General features: G+C 64.7%; 18 protein-coding genes. 7 read left to right on the top strand and 11 right to left on the bottom strand.

The genetic code is table 11. The features are described 5' to 3' along the window. The first annotated feature begins 143 nt into the window (after positions 1-143). Positions 144-2,456: a 5-methyltetrahydropteroyltriglutamate--homocysteine S-methyltransferase gene (locus B7Z66_00090; GenBank protein OYV78022.1), complete on the top strand. Its 2,313-nt coding sequence runs from the start codon at positions 144-146 to the stop codon at positions 2,454-2,456. Between the two features lie 98 nt (positions 2,457-2,554). Here B7Z66_00090 and B7Z66_00085 read toward each other — a convergent pair whose 3' ends face one another. The 6 genes from B7Z66_00085 to B7Z66_00060 all read right to left on the bottom strand — a co-directional run bounded on the left by B7Z66_00085 (position 2,555) and on the right by B7Z66_00060 (position 10,924). Continuing rightward, positions 2,555-5,632 carry a multidrug efflux protein gene (locus B7Z66_00085; GenBank protein OYV78021.1) on the bottom strand — a complete coding sequence of 1,026 codons (3,078 nt, stop codon included), beginning with the start codon at positions 5,630-5,632 and terminating at the stop codon, positions 2,555-2,557. Beyond that, a complete protein-coding gene (locus tag B7Z66_00080) occupies positions 5,619-6,737 on the bottom strand; it encodes a hypothetical protein (protein ID OYV78020.1) in 1,119 nt (372 codons plus the stop codon). The genes B7Z66_00085 and B7Z66_00080 overlap by 14 nt, the downstream gene beginning before the upstream one ends. Continuing rightward, positions 6,734-8,281, bottom strand: a complete 1,548-nt coding sequence (locus tag B7Z66_00075; protein OYV78357.1) for a hypothetical protein — start codon at positions 8,279-8,281, stop codon at positions 6,734-6,736. The genes B7Z66_00080 and B7Z66_00075 overlap by 4 nt, the downstream gene beginning before the upstream one ends. 184 nt (positions 8,282-8,465) lie before the next feature. After that, complete coding sequence (locus B7Z66_00070; GenBank protein ID OYV78019.1) at positions 8,466-9,512, bottom strand: hypothetical protein; 1,047 nt, start codon at positions 9,510-9,512, stop codon at positions 8,466-8,468. 18 nt (positions 9,513-9,530) lie between these two features. Beyond that, positions 9,531-9,881 carry a transcriptional regulator gene (locus tag B7Z66_00065; protein ID OYV78018.1) on the bottom strand — a complete coding sequence of 117 codons (351 nt, stop codon included), beginning with the start codon at positions 9,879-9,881 and terminating at the stop codon, positions 9,531-9,533. Positions 9,882-10,249: 368 nt separating this feature from the next. After that, a complete protein-coding gene (locus B7Z66_00060) occupies positions 10,250-10,924 on the bottom strand; it encodes an ArsR family transcriptional regulator (protein ID OYV78017.1) in 675 nt (224 codons plus the stop codon). A gap of 112 nt (positions 10,925-11,036) precedes the next feature. On the opposite strand from B7Z66_00060, the gene B7Z66_00055 reads away from it, so the two are divergent. The 4 genes from B7Z66_00055 (at position 11,037) to B7Z66_00040 (ending at position 13,731) form a co-directional block, all read left to right on the top strand. Continuing rightward, positions 11,037-11,915 (top strand): fatty acid hydroxylase, encoded by an 879-nt coding sequence (locus B7Z66_00055; GenBank protein OYV78016.1) that lies wholly within the window; start codon positions 11,037-11,039, stop codon positions 11,913-11,915. Positions 11,916-12,026: 111 nt separating this feature from the next. After that, complete coding sequence (locus B7Z66_00050) at positions 12,027-12,206, top strand: hypothetical protein (GenBank protein ID OYV78015.1); 180 nt, start codon at positions 12,027-12,029, stop codon at positions 12,204-12,206. Between the two features lie 326 nt (positions 12,207-12,532). Beyond that, a complete protein-coding gene (locus B7Z66_00045; protein OYV78014.1) occupies positions 12,533-13,198 on the top strand; it encodes a hypothetical protein in 666 nt (221 codons plus the stop codon). Between the two features lie 302 nt (positions 13,199-13,500). Then, positions 13,501-13,731, top strand: coding sequence for a hypothetical protein (locus tag B7Z66_00040; protein ID OYV78013.1), 231 nt, complete (start codon positions 13,501-13,503; stop codon positions 13,729-13,731). A 32-nt stretch (positions 13,732-13,763) separates the two neighbouring features. Here B7Z66_00040 and B7Z66_00035 read toward each other — a convergent pair whose 3' ends face one another. From B7Z66_00035 to B7Z66_00025, 3 genes are all read right to left on the bottom strand, one after another. Next, the gene (locus tag B7Z66_00035; protein OYV78012.1) at positions 13,764-14,006 is read right to left on the bottom strand and encodes a hypothetical protein; all 243 of its coding nucleotides are present in this window, start codon (positions 14,004-14,006) and stop codon (positions 13,764-13,766) included. Between the two features lie 323 nt (positions 14,007-14,329). Beyond that, positions 14,330-14,551, bottom strand: coding sequence for a hypothetical protein (locus B7Z66_00030; GenBank protein ID OYV78011.1), 222 nt, complete (start codon positions 14,549-14,551; stop codon positions 14,330-14,332). A gap of 268 nt (positions 14,552-14,819) precedes the next feature. Then, positions 14,820-16,055, bottom strand: coding sequence for an MFS transporter (locus B7Z66_00025; protein ID OYV78356.1), 1,236 nt, complete (start codon positions 16,053-16,055; stop codon positions 14,820-14,822). A gap of 217 nt (positions 16,056-16,272) precedes the next feature. On the opposite strand from B7Z66_00025, the gene B7Z66_00020 reads away from it, so the two are divergent. Both B7Z66_00020 and B7Z66_00015 read left to right on the top strand, forming a co-directional pair. Then, positions 16,273-16,902 (top strand): hypothetical protein, encoded by a 630-nt coding sequence (locus tag B7Z66_00020; GenBank protein OYV78010.1) that lies wholly within the window; start codon positions 16,273-16,275, stop codon positions 16,900-16,902. A 471-nt stretch (positions 16,903-17,373) separates the two neighbouring features. Further along, a complete protein-coding gene (locus tag B7Z66_00015) occupies positions 17,374-17,952 on the top strand; it encodes a hypothetical protein (GenBank protein OYV78009.1) in 579 nt (192 codons plus the stop codon). A 273-nt stretch (positions 17,953-18,225) separates the two neighbouring features. Here B7Z66_00015 and B7Z66_00010 read toward each other — a convergent pair whose 3' ends face one another. Together B7Z66_00010 and B7Z66_00005 are read right to left on the bottom strand one after the other, a co-directional pair. Continuing rightward, the gene (locus B7Z66_00010) at positions 18,226-18,909 is read right to left on the bottom strand and encodes an alkyl hydroperoxide reductase (GenBank protein ID OYV78008.1); all 684 of its coding nucleotides are present in this window, start codon (positions 18,907-18,909) and stop codon (positions 18,226-18,228) included. A gap of 125 nt (positions 18,910-19,034) precedes the next feature. Next, entirely contained in the window at positions 19,035-19,595 is a 561-nt protein-coding gene (locus B7Z66_00005) for a hypothetical protein (GenBank protein OYV78007.1), read from the bottom strand. Positions 19,596-20,310 lie beyond the last annotated feature (715 nt).

Below are 20,310 nucleotides of genomic sequence, written 5' to 3'. Positions count from 1 at the left end.
TTTCATGTATAACCTGAAAATAAAGAATTTGTCTCATTTTATAGCCTAGCTCAAACTTCCATCGATCTCGGAATCCCGGCGATCCCGAATCCCGGCCCGTGGGTCCCAGCCGGCACCCCTGGGGACCCGATGGAGAGACACAGATGAGTATTGCCCATACCCTCGGATTCCCCCGCATCGGCGCGCGGCGGGAACTCAAGCGGGCCGTGGAAGCCTACTGGCGCGGCGATCTGGACGAGGCCGCTCTGCACGACATGGGGCGCAGCCTCCGGCTCAGGCATTGGCGCCACCAGCAGGAGGCGGGCCTCGATCTGGTGACTGTTGGGGACTTCTCCTGGTACGACTCGATCCTGGATTTGTCTGCCCTGTTGGGGGTGGTGCCGGCGCGGTTCGGACCGGTTACCGGACCGGTGACGCTGGACACCTACTTCCGGATGGCCCGGGGCCGCGGCCGTGATGGCGCGGACGTACCGGCCTGCGAGATGACCAAGTGGTTCGATACCAACTACCACTACATCGTGCCGGAGTTCAGCGCGGACCAGGAATTCCGGCTTTCGGCTTCGGGGCTGTTCGAGCAGGTCGCGGACGCGCGTTCCGCGGGGCACCGCGTCAAGGCGGTATTGCCAGGACCCCTGACCTACCTGTGGCAGGGCAAGGCCGCGGGGGCCAGTTTCGACCGCCTCGCACTGCTGGAGCGCCTGTTGCCTGCCTACGGAGAGATCTTGGTGGGGTTGCGGGAGCAGGGGGTGGAATGGGTGCAGCTCGACGAGCCGATCCTCGTGTTGGACCTCCCGCACCCCTGGCGGGACGCATTCGAATACGCCTATGCCCGGCTCCAGGTTCCTGGCCTGCGGCTCATGGTGGCCACTTACTTCGGCGGTTTGAACGAACACCTGGGCCTCGTCTGCCACCTGCCGGTGGATGGTTTGCATGTGGACTTGGTGCGCGCGCCGGAACAACTCGAGGCGGTGCTCGATCGCCTGCCGCCCTACAAGGTCCTGTCCGCAGGTATCGTGGACGGGCGTAATGTGTGGCGTTCCGACCTTGATGTCCTACTGGCGCGTCTGCGTCCAGCCTACGAACGGCTGGGTGAGCGGCTGTGGCTCGCGCCCTCCTGTTCCTTGCTCCACGTACCGGTGGATTTGGACCTGGAGGAGACATTGGACCCGGAGCTGCGTGGTTGGCTGGCCTTCGCGGTCCAGAAATTGGAGGAGGTGGTCCTGCTGCGCCGCGCACTTGCCGAAGGGGAGGCCGCGGTCTCCGGAGGATTGCAGCGGGCTCGGGAGGCGTTGGCGGAGCGGCGCGGCTCGCCGCGCATCCACTGCCCGGAGGTCGTGGCGCGGGCCACCGCGGTGACCAACGCCATGGCGCAACGCGCCAGTCACTATCCGCGGCGCTGTGTCGCACAGCAGCAACGTTTGGGTTTGCCGATCCTGCCCACCACCACCATCGGCTCGTTCCCCCAGACTACGGAGATCCGCCGCCTGCGCCGCGACTACCGCGGCGGGGGGATCAGTGAAGCGGTCTACCGGGAGCGGCTACAGGCCGAGATCGCGCAGACCGTCGCGCGCCAGGAGGCCCTGGGCCTTGACGTGCTGGTGCACGGGGAGCCCGAGCGCACCGACATGGTGGAATACTTCGGGGAACTCCTGGACGGCTTTGCGATCACCGCAAACGGGTGGGTACAAAGCTACGGATCCCGGTGCGTAAAACCGCCGATCCTATACGGCGACGTGCGCCGTATTCGGCCCATGACCGTGGATTGGACCGGCTACGCCCAATCCCTGACCACGCGTCCGATGAAGGGCATGCTCACCGGTCCGGTCACCGTTTTGCAATGGTCTTTCGTGCGCGATGATCAGCCGCGCGCCGATACCTGCGTGCAGCTCGCCCTCGCCCTGCGCGACGAAGTGGCCGACCTGGAGTCCGCCGGGATCGCCATCATCCAGATCGACGAGCCGGCATTCCGGGAGGGGCTGCCCCTGCGCCGCTCCGAGTGGCCCGCGTATCTGGACTGGGCCGCGCGCTGTTTCCGCGTCGCCGCTTGCGGCGTGCGCGACGAGACTCAGATCCACACCCACATGTGCTATGCCGAGTTCAACGATATCCTGGAAGCGATCGCCGCCCTGGATGCCGATGTGATCACCATCGAGACTTCCCGCTCGCGCATGGAACTCCTGGAGGCGTTCCAGACCTTTCACTATCCCAACGGGATCGGTCCCGGGGTGTTCGACATCCATTCGCCGCGGGTGCCGCCCGTGGAGGAGATAGGCGGGTTGTTGGAACAGGCCGTTCAACGGGTTCCCGTGGAACGGCTGTGGGTCAATCCGGATTGTGGGCTGAAGACGCGCGCGTGGCCCGAAGTGGAGGCGGCGCTTGCCAACATGGTGCGGGCCGCGGGGCTCCTGCGCGTGCGGGTGGGAATACCCGCTGACGGATCCGCCGTCGCGCGATAGCCACCGATGGCCGCGGCGCATTTCCGGTGACCAAGTGGTTGGGGCGCGAATTGACGCGCTCCGATAGCGGCTGAAAGCGCCAAGCGTGCAACACTACACTAGCCCGCGCTCAGCGACTCCTTGGCGTGATCGCGCGCCAGATAAACATAGAACGTCGGCACTACGTAGAGCGAAAACAATGCGCCGATAGATAAGCCGGTGGCGATTACCAGACCCATGTCGTGGCGGCTCACGGCCCCCGGGCCGGTGGCCAGTAGCAGGGGCATCACGCCCACGACCATGGCGCCCGTAGTCATGAGGATCGGGCGCAGACGCACGCTCGAGGCGCGTTCCACCGCGTCGCGCTTGCTGAGGCCCTCGTGGCGTTGGAGATCCCGCGCGAACTGCACGATCAGAATACCCTGTTTGGTGATCAGGCCGATCAGGGTGATTAGTCCCACCTCGGTGTAAATGTTGAGGGTAGCCAGCCCCAGGCTCAGGAAGATCAGGGCGCCGCAGATGGACATAGGCACCGTGGTCATCACGATCAGCGGATCGCGGAAGCTCTCGAACTGCGCGGCGAGCAGCAGATAGACCAGTATGATCGCCAGCGCGAAGCTGACCAATGCACCGCCGCCTTGCTGGGTGTACTGGCGCGACTGGCTGGCGTAATCCACCTCGAACCCGGGGGGGAACAGCTTCGCCGCGGTGTCCTTGAGGTAGGTCAGCGCTTGGCCCATGGTGATACCCGGTGCCATCACTCCCTGGACAGTGGCCGAATTGAGCTGCTGGAATTGGGGCAGATAGTCGGGTTGCACCACGGTGTGCACTGACGCCACGGTGGACAGCGGCACCAGTGTCCCGGAGCCGGTGCGGATGTAATACTGTTTGAGCAGTTCCGGGTTTGCCCGGAACCGGTCCGGTACCTGCGGAATGACCTTATAGCTCTGCCCCGCCATACTGAAGCGGTTGATGTAATTGCCTCCGAGCAGGGGCTGCAGGTCTTGGGCGATGGCGCTCATGGTGATGCCGAGGGTCGCCGCCATATTCCGGTTGATGGACAACACCAATTCCGGGCTGTCGTATTTGAGGTCCTTATCCAAAAACATGAACAGCCCGCTGTGCATGGCAGCCTCGATCAGGTGGTCCGACACCTGGTTGATTTGCTGGTAGTCGGCGCTGGCTTTGACCACGAACTGGATCGGCAGGCCACCGGCCGAGCCGGGAACCGCCGGGCGTCCAAAGGCCACGGTCTGCAGCCCGGTGATGTGAGTGAGCTTGGCTTGCAGCAGCGGCTGGATCTCCATCTGTGAGCGGCTGCGATCTCCCCAGGGCTTGAGCAGCATGCCGCCGAACGAGCTGTTGTTCCCCGCGCCGCCCCCGGGCGCGATCCCGTTTACCAGGAACGTCATGTGTTCCTCGGGAAATGTACCGAAGATCTTGAGGATCTGTTTCGAGTAGCGTTCGAGATAATGCAGGGTCGCGGTGGGCGGCCCCTTGCCTTGCACGAACAGAATCCCCTGGTCCTCGGTAGGGGCCAGCTCCTGGCGGGTGCTGGTGAACAGGAACACGATGCTGACCAGAATCACCGCGGAGAACACTACCACCACGGGCCGGTAGTTCAGCACCCCGTGCAGGGATCGGTTGTAGCGCGCGCGCAGCCGGTCGAAGACCTGGTCCAAAAAGTGCGCGAGACCCTGCGGTGGGGTGTGACGCAGGACCCGCGAGCCCATCACCGGTGAGAGGGTGAGGGCGACCACCATGGAGATCAGCACACTGGACGCTAGCGTGAACGCAAATTCGCTGAACAGGCTGCCGGTGAGTCCGCCCATGAAGCCGATCGGCGCGAACACCGCCACCAGGGTGGTGGACATCACCACGATGGGCAGGGTGAGCTCGCGGGCGCTTTGTATGGCGGCATCCAGTGGCGATTTTCCCTCTTCGATGTGGCGGTGGATGTTCTCAACAACGATGATGGCGTCGTCCACCACTAGCCCGATGGCCAGCACGATGGCCAGCAGGGTCATCAGGTTGAGGGTGAAATGCAGGGCGAGCATGAGGAGTCCGGTGCCCACGATGGACAGCGGAATGGCGACCGCCGGTATCAGCAGGGATCGGAACGAGCCCAGGAATAGGAAGATCACCAGCACCACGACGCCGAGCGTCATGGCAATGGTGGCGATTACCTCATGGATCGACGCACGGATGAATACGCTGCCGTCGTAGGGTATGCCGGCGTGGAGGCCCGGGGGGAAGTCCTTCTGGATTTCCCCGAACACCTTGTGTACGCCGTCGGCCACTGATAACGCATTCGCGGTCGGCGTGGGTGTGACCCCGATGAACGTGGCGGGTTCGCCCTTGAAGTATACCGATTGGTCGTAGTCCTCCGCGCCCAGTTCGACCCGCGCGACGTCGCCGAGGTGAATCTGGGTGCCGTTGATGTCGGCTATCACCAGGTGCCGGAACTCTGCCACCGAGTGCAGACCGGTGGTTGCGCGGATGGTTATCGCTACGTTTTTGCCCTTGGTGCGCCCGACGGCGGAGACGAAATCGTTGGACGCGAGCGCGGTTGCCACCTGAGACGGCGTGATCCCGAGGGCCGCCATCTTCTCCGGATTGAGCCACGCGCGCAGCGCGAAGGTATTGCCGTTGCCGGAACCCGCCGGCAGGATCTGCGCCTGTCCCACTCCCGCGACACTCTGGATCTTGGGCTGTATCACCCGATTCAGGTAATCGGCGATCTGCTGCGAACTCATGCTGGTGCTGTAGAACGCCAGGTACATGAGTGCGGTGGCGTCTCCCTCGGTCTCGTTTACCACCGGGGATTCACTCTCCGGGGGCAGCTGGTTACGGACCTGGTTGACCTTCGCGATAACCTGGGTCAATGCCGCATTGGGGTCCGAGTTCAGCTTCATGTACACCTGGACCGCGGAGACCCCCTGAGAACTGGTCGAGGTCATGTAGTCGATGTCCGGGGCGCTGGCGATGGCCTTTTCCAGGATCGTGGTGATAAAGCCCTGTACGGTGCTGGGGCTGGCCCCCGGATAAGAGGTGGTCACGGAGATCACGGTGTTGGTCATCTTCGGGTATTCGCGCACCGTCATGCCCAAGTACGCACGCAGGCCCAACAGCAGAATGACCAGGTTGAGGGCGGTGGCGAGTACCGGCCGCCGGATGAAAAGATCAGTGAACCCCATGATCCCTCTCCGCGCCGCCCTTGGGTTGGCCGCCGATCACCACGACCGATCCGTTGTGGAGCTTGAGCTGGCCCGCGCTGACCACCCGAACTCCGACCTTGAGTCCACGGGTAATTTCCACCATGCCATCGCGCTGGGAGCCGACCTGGACCAGCTGCTGCTGCACGGTGAGCTCGGCCTTCCCCTGCTTGCTCTCCTGGTGGATCACAAACACATAGTCTCCGAAGGTGTTGTAGGCGATGGCAGTGACCGGCACCACCAGGACCTTTCGCGCCGCTGACCGGATGACCTTGACGGTACCGAACATGCCGGGGCGCAGCCGGTGATCCGCGTTGTCCACCTCGGCGCGGGTGCGGAAGTTGCGGGTTGCCGGGTCTACCCGGGAGTCGAGCGCGCGCACCGTGCCCCGGAATACCGTGCCGGGGTATGCGTCTACCCGCAGTTCCACGGTCTCGCCGCTCTTGAGGTCGCCCAGATACTGCTGGGGCAGGCTGAAATCGACGTACAACGGGTTCCAGGACTGCAGGCCCACCAGGGCCTGCCCGGCGGTGACGTACTGCCCGAGATCCACGTGGCGGATGCCCAGCACCCCGTCAAAGGGGGCGCGGACTGCAAGTTTGGCCAGGGTTGCGCGGTCGTTCTTTACTTGCGCCACCGCGCCATCGTAATTGGCGCCCGCAGTGTCCACGTCGGATTGGCTGGCCGCTTTGCTGCGGAGCAGCCGCTTGGCGCGGTCCATGTTGATGCGTGCCAGGCGTTCCGCGGCCTCGTCGTGTTCCAACTGTGCGCGCTGGCTGCTGTTGTCGATTTGTACCAGGAGCTGGCCTTTGCGCGCTGGTTGTCCGGACTTGAACAGCATCCCGGTGATCTTGCCGGCCAGCGGGCTGGAGACCTCCACGCCCTGGACCGCCGTCAGGGTTCCTACTGAACCCAATTCCGGCGCCCACTGGACCTGCCGCACGGTAGCCGCAGATACCGATGCCGGCGGCATGGCGCGGTGCGCGAGCATCTCGCGCATCATGTGGCCCACGAAGGCCTTCCACCCGAAAATGCCGCCGAAGACCACGGCAAGGACGAGCAGCGTGAGCGCCAGACGTTTCTTCATGGGGTCCTCCGGTTGGCCGCGGATGCCGGCGCGATGGTCGTCTTTGCCGTCGGTTCCGTCACCGTGCGGGCCGCAGCGGCGGGTGCGCTGCCCGGTGGCGTGGGTTGCTCCGACCACCAGCCGCCACCGACCGCCGCAAACAACGCGGCTGTGTCCCGCAGGCGGTGGGCCTGGGTCTGGAGGACCAGAATACTGGCGTTGTGGTAGCTGACCTGGGTGGTGAGCAGCGTCAGGTAGTCGATGGCGCCGTCCGTATATTGGGCCTTGGCAAGATCCAGGGCCTCCCGCGCCGTTTGGAGTGCCTGCTGCTGCGCATGCAAGGCTTCTGCGTCGTGTTGTACCGCGCGCAGCGCGTCCGCCACCTGGGCAAAGGCCCCGAGTACCGTCTTGCGGTATTCGGCAGCCGTTGCCTCATATGCCGCCTGGGCCGCACGGCGCTGGGCGCGCAGGGTTCCACCTTGGAACAAGGGCTGGGTTAAACCCGCAGCGAGGCTCCATACGTTGCCTCCTGAGTTGAAAAAGGCCTGGGGCAGTCCGCTCTGTTGCCCGAAACTTCCGGTCAAGGCGAGGATCGGATACATCTTGGCGCTGTCGATGCCTACCTGCGCATTTGCGGCGCGCATCTGCGCCTCCGCGGCACGGATGTCCGGACGTTGCTGTACCAGGGTTGAGGGCAAGCTTACCGGCAGGTCCCGGGGTAGGCGGATTTCGCCATCGGTCCAATCCGGCTCCTTCCATTGGGCGGGGTATTCCCCGGCGAGGATGGCCAACTGATGGCGTGTCTGTGCCAGCCGCTGTTCGAGAGGCGGAAGTGCGGCGCGGCTGGTGGCCAGTTGGTTGCGCTGGTTCAGTACATCCAGATAGGGCGCGGCGCCGAGCCGGTAGCGGTTCTCGGTGAGGGTGAGCAGTTGCGCCTCAGCGGCGATGATCGCGCGGGTGGTGCGGATCTCCTCGGTGAGCTCCGCCGCGGTGATCCCTTGGGATACCACGTTGGCCTCTAGCGTCAGGTAGGCCGCCTGCAGTTGAAACTGCTGATAGTCCACCTGCGCCTTCTGTTGGCGATACACCAGGCGGTTGGCACCGAAAAAGTCTGGATAGTAGGTGACGTTGAGGCTGCCGGTATAGAGCGTGAACAGTCGCGGTGGCACGGACCCGCCGAAGGTGGCGCCGGAGAACCGCTCGCGTTGCGTGCCCAGTTGGCCGGTGACCTGGGGGTAGAACAGGCCAGCGTCGGCTTCCAGGGTGGCCTGCGCCTGGCGCAGCGTAGCCTGTGCCGCGTCCAGGGTCGGGTTGTGTTGCAGGCTCGCGCGCAGCAGCGCGTCCAGGGCCGGCGAGCGGAACAGGGTCCACCACTGGGCATTGAGTCTTGCGCCGTAGTCGAACCGCTGGCTTGCGCCGGCGCTCGTCACGGTATGCTGGGGTGCGGGTCCGGCCGTATAACGGTCGACCGATGGTGCCGCGGGCGCGACGTACCGTGGGCCGATGGTGCAGGCCGTGGCCAGCAGGGCGCACGTCACGGCCGCGACGACGGAACGCGCCCTCATCCGCGCCGGTGCCTTGGGCCACGCGACCGTATCGCGTCGCAGGCCGGGGCCGGGATCCGGTAGCGCTGCAGGGATGTTCACCGTCTGGGGTTCCTTCGGTGGCGGACCGGAATACCCACGTCCGTCGCGCCGTCGGCAGCGCGGACGGATCACGTTAACGGGTTGGCGGCTGGCCGGCAATACGTCAATTGGCGATTAAAGATAGCAGACTATCTATTAGCCAGCAATACAGAACTGCGGGACCGCTGCCCGGTGTGCTTGCCCGCGGAGAGGTGGTCGCCGTGGAGACCCTGATGCCCCGATCCTTAAAGTATGTCGGGGATGGACCGGTGGTCGAAGATCGGTCAGGCCCCGGGGTGGGCCGGGGGTGCACGCCGAACCGTTGCGCCAGGGTCCGATGAATGGCGCGCAGCGTGGATTCCGCGTCGGCGTCGCGATCCAGACGTACATGCAGCGTCACCATGGCTCCGCGGCCGGTCAATGACCATGCATGGACGTGGTGCACGTCCTGGACTCCGGGAATCGTTTCCACTACCGCGGCGCTGAGGTCGGCCGGGCGGATATGGTCCGGTGTGCCTTCCAGGAGGATATGGGTCGATTCGCGGGTCAGGCGCCAGGCGCTGCGCAGGATGAGCAGCGCGACCAGGATCGAAAGCAGGGGATCGATCGGCATCCAGCCGGTGGTGAGGATTACCAGTGCCGCCGCGATGGCGGCGCCGGAGCCGAGCAGATCGCCCACCACGTGCAGTACCGCCGCGCGCAGGTTCAGGTCCTCGCGGTCACCGTGATGCAGGAGCCAGAACATGCCTGCGTTCACCAGCAGCCCGAAGGTCGCGATGACCAGCATCAGGCCGCCGGCCACCTGCGGCGGCGCGAGCATGCGCTGGATGGCTTCCACCACGATCCACAGACTGAGTGCCAGCAGTGTCACCCCGTTTACGAACGCGGCTAGCACCTGGAAACGCTCGTACCCGTAGGAGCGGTGATCGTCCGCGGGACGCTGGGCGGCGCCCACCGCCAGCCAGGCGAGCAGCAGGGAGCCGGCGTCGGCGAACATGTGGCCCGCGTCGGCGAGCAGCGCGAGTGAATGGGCGATCAGCCCCCCCGCGGCCTCCACCACCATGAAGCCGGCGGTCAGGCTCATCGCCAGGAGCAGGCGCCGGCGGTTTTCCGAGGGCTGGGCGTGCGCGCCGCCGTGGTCGTGGTGGTGATGTGAATGGGTCGCGGTCATCCTATGGGATTCCTGATGTCAGTCGCCGCCGCGGCCGGGTTCCGCGACGTGGGTGGTCATGTCACGCAGGACGCAGCGCACGTGTTCGTCGGCCGCGGCGTAGAACACCTGCTTCCCGCGCCGTTCCGCGCGCATCAGCCGCGCGGCCCTCAATAGCCGCAGATGATGACTCACGAGCGAGGCCGAAAGACCGAAGCGCTGGGCCAGATCCTGCACGCAGACCGCCTCGTCCATGCAGGCGTGGATCAGCCGCAGACGGTTCACGTCTCCCAGGAGATGGAACATGTCCGCCAGCTCTTCGGCCTGTTCGGGCGAGAGCTCGGACCGGCCCGGAGGCCGCAGAGACTTGTTTGTTCGGCTGGTGACCATGACGCCGCCGGGCCAGGGATCTGTCGACCTATAAAACATGAACATGTGAACAGCTGTTATTATATACCGGCGGTCAAGCTGGTCAATTAGGCTTGTGGGGCCACTTGGCTGGGGCGTGGCGCGTTCGCCCAGCAGACTCCATCAGCCGCGACATCGGCGTACATGATGATCTCGATTTTGGGGACCATGTCCGGCGATGGCGAGTCGCGGGCCAGCATTTGTCGGCCTGTGGCTGTTGCCGCCGGTGCCAACGACCGGGTCAGGCGTAGCTCTTCCATCCACCGTAACGGGGTACCCGCTTGCGCTCGACGATCCACGCGCCCCGTCGCGTCAATCCCCGCCTCACGAGCGGCGGTGTACAATCCGGGTCAGCTCGATTCGGTCGGCAGCCCGGCGCTCTTCCATTCCGGGTAGCCATCCTTCAGGCGGCGCGCCCGGAACCCCGCCTTGCGCAATAGCTGGACGGCATCGTAGGCCAACACGCAGTAGGGTCCACGGCAATAGGCCACCACGTCCTGATCCCGGGGCAGCTGGCCGAGGCGCTCTTCCAGTTCCGCCAGGGGCACGTTGATGGCCCCAGGCAGATGTCCCGCCTCGAACTCCTCACGGGGCCGTACATCCAGGACGGTCACCAGTCCCGTGCGGGCACGTCGCAGGAGGTCTTGCGCCGGCACCGGCTCCAGTGCGTCCTTCGAAGTAAGGAAGGTGGCCACCAGGCGGTCGATTTCCGCGAGGTGAGCCTCGCCCACTACGCGCAGGGCGTGGGTTAGGCCCACCACGTCATCACCGGCGAGCCGGTAGTAGACGCGCTGACCGGCCCGGCGGGTGGCCACCAGACCCGCCCGCCGCAGCTGTTGCAGGTGATGGGAGGTGTTGGCCACCGGCAGGCCCGCGGCTCGTGCGAGGGCTTCCACATCCCGTTCACCCTGGGCCAAAAACTCCAATAATTCAAGTCGGTTGCCGTTACTCAGGGCCTTTCCGATCCGGGCGAACTGGGCGAATAGCTCGCGTTTGAATGGTGCCGGCGGCGCAGTGATTGACATGTCAGGCCCCCACGGTGTTTACTATTCAAGTATTCTTAAGAATAGTTGATAGAACAGATCATACGGCCCCCGGTGGCGGCGCGCAACCGGGGGCACTGAGGAGGTTCACGCCATGCCGTTCGAGTCCTTCGTACTGGCCCACGCCACCGGCATCCGGTTGGGGGCGTTTCTCGGCGTGTTCGTGGCCATGGCGGCCTGGGAGCTGGCGGCGCCGCGGCGCACGCTGACCGCCTCCAAGGCGCGGCGTTGGACCAGCAACCTGGTCCTGGTGGTGCTCAACAGCGTGTTGCTGCGCGTCCTGTTTCCGGCCGCTGCCGTGGGGGTGGCGGTCTTCGCGCAGGCCCGGGGCTGGGGCGTGTTCGATTACCTGCAGCTGCCTTACATCGTGGCGGTGGCGCTGGCGGTGGTGGTGCTGGATCTCGCGATCTATCTCCAACACGTCATATTCCACGCGATCCCGGCCCTGTGGCGTTTGCATCGGGTACACCACGCGGATCCGGACATCGACGTGACCACCGGCGCGCGTTTCCATCCGGTGGAGATCGTGCTGTCCATGCTGATCAAGTTCGCGGTAATCGTGGCTCTGGGCCCTCCGGTGGTGGGAGTGGTGTTGTTCGAGGTCCTGCTGAACGCCACTTCCATGTTCAACCACAGCAACGTGCGCATGCCGGCACGGCTCGACCGCGTGCTGCGCTGGCTGGTGGTCACCCCGGACATGCATCGCGTGCATCATTCCGTGGCCGAGGATGAGACCAACAGCAATTTCGGTTTCAACCTGCCGTGGTGGGACCGGTTGTTCGGCACCTACCGGGATCAGCCGCGGCTTGGCCACACGGCCATGACGATCGGGATCACGACCTTTCCGGATGTAAGACAATGCACGGGGTTGCGCGGCATGCTGGCGATGCCCTTTGTCGGGCGCATCACCGCCTACGCCATCAACCGCCGCAGCTGGGAGCCGCCAGGTGAACGCACGGACGATCGCCCGTAGTTTGCTGCTCCTGGCCCTTGGTGCCGCTGTCCCCTTTCAATTTGTTCAACTACGCTCTTGGCATTGGTCGTATCCCAGTGGCCAGTTTCGCGCAGAGTTCCTGGTCTTCCAATGATCCTGGGAGTGTTGGCGTACGCCTACCTCGGCTATGCCGGCCGCGCGGCGGCAGTGGGGGACGCGGGCTCGATACGCAAGGGCTTGCTGGAGCTGTTGGCTGCGGCGATGTTCGTGCCGCGAGTAGTCTCCCGCCTGCGCGGCGTTCCGATGGCCGATGTTGTGGGGTTGCAGTGACGCTTGCGTCAGGAGGGTGTGGCGCTGTTGGACGTGCGCGATGGGGACGAATACCACGGCCCCGCGGGCCACTGCAGGGTATTATCCGCATCCCCGTGGCGGAATTCCCGCCCCGGCACCTGGATCTGGAGGCCTTGCGCGGAACGGCACTGGGTATCGTGTGCCGTTCCGACAAACGTTCTGTTCGGGCCGCCCGTATCCTTGGCCGCGGCGGTTACACGGCGGCGCTTGATCGCCGGAGGTGCCCGCGCGTATCGGGCCTACCGTGTTGACCGGCGGGCCCTGAGCTTGGAGCCGGCGGCCGGCGTAGGGTTGGGGCGGAGAGGATGCGACCGGATATCTATGATGCCTGGTATCACACCGAGCGCGGTTCCTGGATCGGCGCGACCGAATCGCGGCTGATGTTGGAACTCCTGAACGCCAGCCCGGGTGCCTCGGTCCTGGACGTAGGTTCCGGAACTGGATATTTCAGCCGCCGGCTCGCCGCCGCGGGCCGATCGGTGGTAGCCGTGGACGCTGATCACGCCGCACTCCGGTTCGCGCGGCAGAGGGACCGGCAGATTCCGTGTGTACTCGGCGACGCGCAACGGCTTCCGTTCGCGGACCGGAGCGTCGACTACTGTACCGCCGTGACCAGCCTGTGCTTCGTCTCCGAACCGGCAGTGGCATTGGCAGAGATGTGGCGGGTGGTCCGGTGCGGGATGTTCCTGGGTCTGCTCAACCGGTGGAGCCTGCTTCATCACCGCAAACGAGGCCGGGGTGGTTACCGCGGTGCGCGCTGGGACGACTTGGCGCACGTCCGGGAGTGGGCTGCGCGACTGGATCCCGCGCCGCGACTCGTTTGGGCATCGGGGGTATTCGTGCCCGGCGCGTCGCCTTTCGCCCGCTGGCTCGAGCGGGTGATCCCCCGGGGGCTCCCCTGGGGCGCGTTTCTGGCCGTCGCGCTTCACAAACCGGATTTAGGTCGCGCTGGCCCGTGTCGCGGTGCATGAGGTTCGGGTCGTCATGCGCCCGGGTTGCGTCTGGTCGACGCGGCGCTTGAGCCGCGGCGTTGATTCGCGGTTGGGTTACCGTTCGTGGGTCTATCGGCCGGTGTAGTGCAGGTAGTTGGAGCTTGTGGTGCCCGCACGGTAACATGTGTCGGGGTGTCGGGGCCGCGCCCCGGGGGAGTCGGATATCGCCGCGCTGATCGCTGTTGCGCAGCGCGCCGGCCGATACCGAAGCTGACGACAACATGGGTACGAGGTGGAATGCAGGCATGGAGGGAAGATCTGGAAGATGTCAGAGTTGTGGTATGCCTCTCGTCAAGGACAAGTCCGGCGGAGGGACCGAGGCGGATGGCCGCAAGAGCGCCAAGTACTGTGGGTACTGTTATCAGGACGGCCAGTTCATGAAACCCGGCCTGACGGTAAGCGAGATGCAGCAGACCGTTCGCAAGGTGGTACGTAAGCAGGGAATGCCTTGGTTTGTGGCCGAGTACTGGGCGTGGCGGGTGCCACGCCTGGAGCGATGGAAACGGACCTGAAGCGGTGCCGGTGCGTTACCGCACCGGCGGATTCAGACCTGATTCCGATCCGTCTTCTCGGCCGTGGACTCTACGACTTGGCCGTGGTTCAAGGTCTTGGGTTGGGCGGTCTGAGTCTGAGTTTGACCGGGTTCCTCCTCGCCCTCTTTCATTGCCTTGCGGAATCCGCGGATGGCGTTTCCGAGATCGGAGCCGATGGTCTTGACGCGTTTGCCGCCGAACAGGACCAGTGTGATCAGCAGGATGACCAGCAGTTCTTTGAAGCCGAATTCCATGGGGGTTCTCCTCGATCCGGGCAGCGGCCACTTAGCCCGCGTTCGGTCCAGCGTGTACGGTGCCGTACCGGCGCGGGAAACGCACCCGGAGTGTTCAGGAACGATTATATCACCACGCCGGATGGGGATGGGAGAGGCCGTGTGCGCCGCCATTTGATGTCGCTGGGCACACTACTTGATTAACCGCGGGGTGTTCCTGTGATTGGGGCGAGAACCGGGGCGCAGGACCGGGCTGAGCCGATGAACCCCGCACCCGGGGTACGCTGGTGCGGCGGTCGGTCGGGTCACCTGGTGTACGATCGGCGGGTCGAGATGGCGGATATTCAGGCTTGGTGCTTGCCGGTCTTCTGGGTCTCCGCTGCGTTGACTTGCCCCGGGCCCAGACTGCCGGGTTCGGCGTGCTCACCCTCACCGTCTTTCATCGCCTTGCGGAATCCGCGGATGGCGTTTCCGAGGTCGGACCCGAGGTTCTTGACGCGTTTTCCGCCGAACAGTACCAAGGTGATCAGCAGGATCAACAGCAGCTCTTTGAAGCCGAAGTGCATGTTTGCTTCTCCCCGCCGAGCCGCGCTCCGCCGGCCCGGACCATTATCAGTTCCACCGGTACGCGGTGGGCGCTCCGGAGCCTTTGGGTGCATTCTAGCATGGCGGACGGTCCGGCCCGCATTTCTTACTGGTGTTCGCCGTGCTGGGGCTGCGGTGCTCTGCCGACCTCTGGGACGTACCCCCCCAATCCCGGCAAGCGCGGCGGCGGTTACGGCAGGTGGTCGGTGGAAAATACCAGACGGCCACGCCAGCGGTGTGGCGCGGGACTCAGGTCAGGGGCACTCTGGCTTGGACCGCCGGGTCGTAGCGATGGAACACGCGCCGGTAAAAGAACACGTAGGCACCCTGGAACGAGGCCGCCAGCAGGAACGGCAAGGCCAGCCAGCCGGCCTGGAACAGGACCCCGGCCACCGCCGGACCTATGGCCCGGGGGACCTGTATGGACACGCTGCTCAGGCTGGCGGCGAGTCCGCGCCGGTTGGGGTGCACCAGCCCCATGTTCAAGGCCTGACGGGCACCGGCGGTACCCAGATTGAAGGCGCCCCGCAACACGTAGAAGGTGGCGGCCCAGGCAAAGGTCGGTGCCAATGGCATGAGGACCAGTAGCCCGAGTCCGACCATGCGCATCCAGACTACCGTACGCACGACGCCCAGGCGAGTGCTGAGCCATCCGCCGAACAAAGACGCGAGGGCGGTTATCACGAACGCGAAGGCCATCACCGGCGCGATGGCTGCGGCTCCCTTTCCAAAGCGCAGCATGAACCAATAGGCCATAAGGGGGCCCACCAATCCGATGCCGGTCCCGTTCAGGGCGTTGATCGCCGCGAGGCGGAGCAGGCGGCCGTTCTCGGCCCGCGTGTCCGGTTGCGCCGCCGCTGAGGGCGGGGTGGCGGAGGGTGACTCCGCCGCCCCGCGCAACGCCAGGATCGAGGCGAGCGCCCCCAGCAGTACCAGTCCGAACAGCGGCCGGTAGGCGCCCGGTCCGGGTGGCCCCTGGGTCAACATGTCGGGTAGGGCCGCGAGCAATGCGCCCATCCCCATTCCAAAAAAGCCCACCGCGGTGTTCAGGCTGTAGACTCGGCCCCGATCGCGGTCTTCCAGGGGTGCGGCCAGCCACGCCTGTTCGACCGGGGCGAAGGGCCCCGCCCCCCCGCCTGCGCCACGTCCGAAGCCCCCCAGAAGGGCGGCTGGCACCAATACCTCCGGGCGGCTGCTGAGCAGCGCCAACAACGCGGCTACCAGCTGGCTTCCTTCATAAGCCAGCAGGAAAGCCCTGCGGCCGATCCGGTCACTCAAGGGTCCGGTCACCAGCGTGAGCACCGCTCCCACCAGCAGCGCGCCGCTCAACACCGCGCCGATCACCGCGGCGGACCAGTGCAAGGCATGAAGATAAAGGGAGAAATCCACTACCAGCGCGCCCTGGCCGACGCTGCGTGCCGCACGGGCAGCGATCAGCCGCCGCGTGTTCCGGGGCAGCTTGGAAAAGGGGTTGAGGGCTGACATCGGGTTCCCAGCGGGGGCGACACGGCGCGCGCCAGCAGTGTAGCAGTCCACCCGCGGGTCCGGCAGGGCAGTGCGCGAATTCATCTCTGTGCCGAAACCCGTTAAGCTGTATGCCGGGTGCTGTATGCCGGGTGCCGGGTGCCGGGTGCCGGGTGCCGGGTGCCGGGTGCCGGCCGGCCGGTGATGGCAGGAGCGAATCGAGTACCGTTATCGCAGCATGGCGGCAACCAGACAACTCAAGCATGGGATTGCCGCGCTGGTGCTTGCAGCGGCGGTCCTTGGGATGTCCGGATGCGCCACCCCACCGACCAATACCCGCAATGCCTGTGCGATCTTCCAGGAGAAGTCCGGTTGGTATCGGGATGCGGAGCACGCCTACAAGCGCTGGGGGGTGCCAGTCCATATCCAACTGGCCATCATTTATCAGGAGTCCCGTTTTCGTCATGACGCCAAGCCGCCGCGCGGCCGATTGTTGTGGGTGATCCCCTGGGGCCGCGTGTCCTCGGCCTATGGCTACGCCCAGATCCAGAGCGGGACATGGAAGTGGTACCAGCGCGCCACCGGCCATTACGGCGCCGACCGGGACGATTTCGGCGATGTGACGGATTTTATCGGCTGGTACGTGAACATGGTGCACCGGACCTTGGGTGTCTCCAGGTGGGACGCCTATCACCAGTACCTCGCCTACCATGAGGGCCCCGGTGGGTATCGGCGGCACACCTACCGGAACAAACCGTGGCTGATGCGTGTCGCACGACGGGTGGCGGCCAACGCGCGCCGTTACCAGGCGCAGATCAAGGCCTGCCAGGATGAATTGAAGAGCGGGTCTTGGTGGTGGCCGTTTTGAATTTCACCGCACTAGGCGTCGGTCGGACTTAGGACTGATCTACTGCGCCGGTGGGAGAGCGGTCCATTTTTCCGATCCTTTTCGTCCAATAGCTACGGCTATTCTCCTCAAACGATCGAAAAACGGTCCTCACTCTCCCACCTTGCTCGCTACGATCGCCTAAGTCCGACAGGCTCCTAGAGTGGTACCAGAGGCCGGAATTTCCGTGGTGACCTTGCGGGTGTTGGAATGCCACGGGCATGTTCACCGTCTCTCTCTGTACGTTTTAAGGTACGCTAAGGGATGGTGGCGGATCAGTCCACAAAACGTAAGATTTTGCCCAGGGTAGCGACTGACCCTGCGGTGGTGACACGAGCGGCCGCTACGATCCCAATCGCCGCGACGCAGGGGTTGTTTCGTGGGCGTGTCCCGGGACGCGGAACGGCGTCCGGATCGGGCGGATAAAGACCGAATCACGAGGGGAATGGACGGATGAAGAATTGCAGTCGATGGCTGGGGTGGATCGCACTAGTGGCCGTGTTGGCGAGTCCTGTGGCGGTTGTTTATGCGCAGACCGCCCAGGCGAAGCCAGCGTCCGCGGATCGGGTGATGGCAAAGTTCGCAGCCGCCCACTGGATCGCCGAGGGTAGCGGTAAGCGGATCCTCTATGTTTTTGTGGATCCCAACTGTCCGTATTGCCGCAACCTGTTCGACGCATTGCAACCGGAGATCAAGCCTCGGGACTTGCAGGTGCGCTTTATTGTCGTGGGGTATCTTACTTCCACCAGCCAGGGCAAGGCGGGCGCGATCCTGGCCGCGAAGGATCCGCTGGCGGCGCTGCGGTACAACGAGCGGAATTTCGGACGCACTGCGCCCGGGGGCGGTATCGATGAAACCCTGCCGTCCGATAAGACCATCGCCGCGCTCGACAAAAACTACCGGCTGCTCATGTCGACCGGCTCAAGTGGCGTCCCTGCGATGGTCGTGCTGGATCGACGCCAGGGCCCCCGGTTGGTGGAGGGGGCGCCGGATGCGAAAGACTTGCGCAAGATCCTGGATGACCTGCGCTGAGGACCGCTCCGGTCCGCAGCGGTGCGCGGCGTGACTCGGCCTATCTTTGCGGCCGGATCACCGATCCATTCGCCACTCAGAATTAATGTGTGTTAGGGCCCAAGATGGCCCTTTGCGGGGCTACGAGCTCCGCGGCCGGCGCGTTGTGGCGGCACCGATCGGGCCGCCTGTGTGTCTCCCCGGGCGATGGCCGGTGGCTTGCAACCCGCCCGGGTGCAGGCGACCGTGCCCCGCCATTCACCGCTACGACAGCGAGCGCGTGTTGCGCACCGCTCAGGCGCGGATATCGCGCAACGCCGCGAGGATGGCGGTCGGCTCCATCCGGGTGGTGTAGTCCATGCTCACATGGGCCGCCCGCACCATGCCCCCAGTGTCGATGACGTAGGTGGCCGGGATTGGCAGTTCGAAGGAGTCGTCCCCGTTCCACGCGGGCAGGTCGATTCCCCATTCCTGGTACAGGGCGCGCAATGCCTCGGGCAAAACAAAGACCAGACCATACGCGCGCGCCGCCTGATCCCCCACGTCACTCAAGACCTCGAATTCGAGGCCGTGCTTCTGTGCCGTGGAGAGGGAGTGGTCCGGGGTTTCCGGGGATACGGCGACCAGGGCTGCGCCTAGGGAGCGGATATCGGGCAGATGCCGTTGCAGCGCCGCCAGTTCCAGGTTGCAGAACGGGCACCATCCGCCACGGTAGAAACTCAGTACCACCGGCCCGCGGGTCCATTGCCGGGATAGGCGGATGGATGCGCCGCGCAGATTGGGCAGCGCAAAATCCGGCGCCGGCCGCCCGGTATTCACGGCCCGCTCCCCGACCCCCGATGCGGCCAGTTTTTGCGCCGCCTGCATCATGGTCTGTTTCACCGCATCCGGCAGGCCGGCGAGAAACTGCTGTTTGACCTGATTCATCTCCGCCGCCAGGGCGGTGGTCTGGCTGTCGAGCTCGGGTGATGTGTTCATGCAGGGTGCCTCCGTAGCCGTAGGGTTGGGCGGACCCGACTCCGGGTTGCGCCCGCTGCTGGGATCAATGAAGTATAAGTTAGTTATTTAACTAATTTTCTCGCACGTTTTCAAGAAACGTATTCTCACAGGGTATCCAGCCAGTTACGGAGCCGGGTGGTCTGTTGCTCCACGACGGTGTGGTCCCCGAGGGCATTGGCCACCAGGGCCATCCCCTGCAGCGTCGAAACGAAGTAGATCCCCAATTCCTCCGCTCCCGGGGCGCCCATCTGGCGGAACTGCCCGGTGATCCATGCGATCTGGTCTCGCAGTACCGCATCTGCCTTGTCGGACAAAGCGATCCGGCCTTTGTCCAATTCCTGACACAGACTGCCTATGGGGCAACCGTGGCGGGTCAAGATGTCCCGATAGCTATGGATCAGATCGATGAACCGGTGGATCCGCTGGCGCGGGTCCTGGAGTTCCTGTTCCCAAGCATCAAACTGCCGACGGAACTCCTCGCCCCGTTCCTCGATGACCGCGGCCGCCAGTTCATCCTTAGTCTTGAAATAATAGTACACGTTGCCCAGGGGTACTCCGGACTCCGAGGCGATGTCCGCCAGGGTCGTGGGCCGGAAGCCCTGACGATGGATTAGGGTACGGGCGGCCTCCACTAGGCGTTCACGTTTGTCGCTGGAACGAGACATGGATTGATTTTAATCAGCTGACTTAGTCACCGCGTAGCCGACATGCCGGAGCGGCAACCTGCCGCGCGACGCCCGTGTCCGCTCCTGGTGGACTTGGAAATTCCGTAGATGGCATGATGATATCATGATTAGACCTACAAGCTATCGGCCCTGAGACGCTTATATTTAGGCACGCGGCCCTCGAGTTCCCATGTGCCTCGCGGCAAACACTTATACAAGTTAGGCCACTCCTGGACCGTAGTTCTTACCGGTCTCCCGTGGAGGCCACCGCCACCCTTGCTGGGAAAGGGTGTCGCCCTGTGCGCGCGCCGATGGTGATCTGCGCCATCGACATCCGGCCCGCGGGTCGTTGGATGGGCCCCCAAACATGGAATATTACACTCAGACCCCGAGGTGGCGTCGGTCGAGCGGGCGCGGTCTTGGCGTCATGGCGCCTGAGGTCCCGCCGCACTAGGGGGAAGTGGTCCGCGGTTGCTCGGGTATGGCGTGTCTCGCCGTGTGCCACGCCCGTACTGCGCCGGTACTGTAAGATTCCTAACGGGGCCTTCGACTAACATGGTGAATTTCAGAACGAACCTGGAGAGGGTAGGCCACTGAGGGGGCGGTAATCGGCAACGCGGAGGGTGTAGGGATGAGTGGACTGGTGGCGGTACGCAGGGGTTACGCACGACTGGCGTGCGGGCTGGAGTTTCTGGCCCCGGTGGGGGACCTGCTG

This window comes from Chromatiales bacterium 21-64-14 (assembly GCA_002255365.1).
Lineage (GTDB): Bacteria > Pseudomonadota > Gammaproteobacteria > 21-64-14 > 21-64-14 > 21-64-14.
This window is presented reverse-complemented; position numbering and strand designations above follow the sequence as displayed.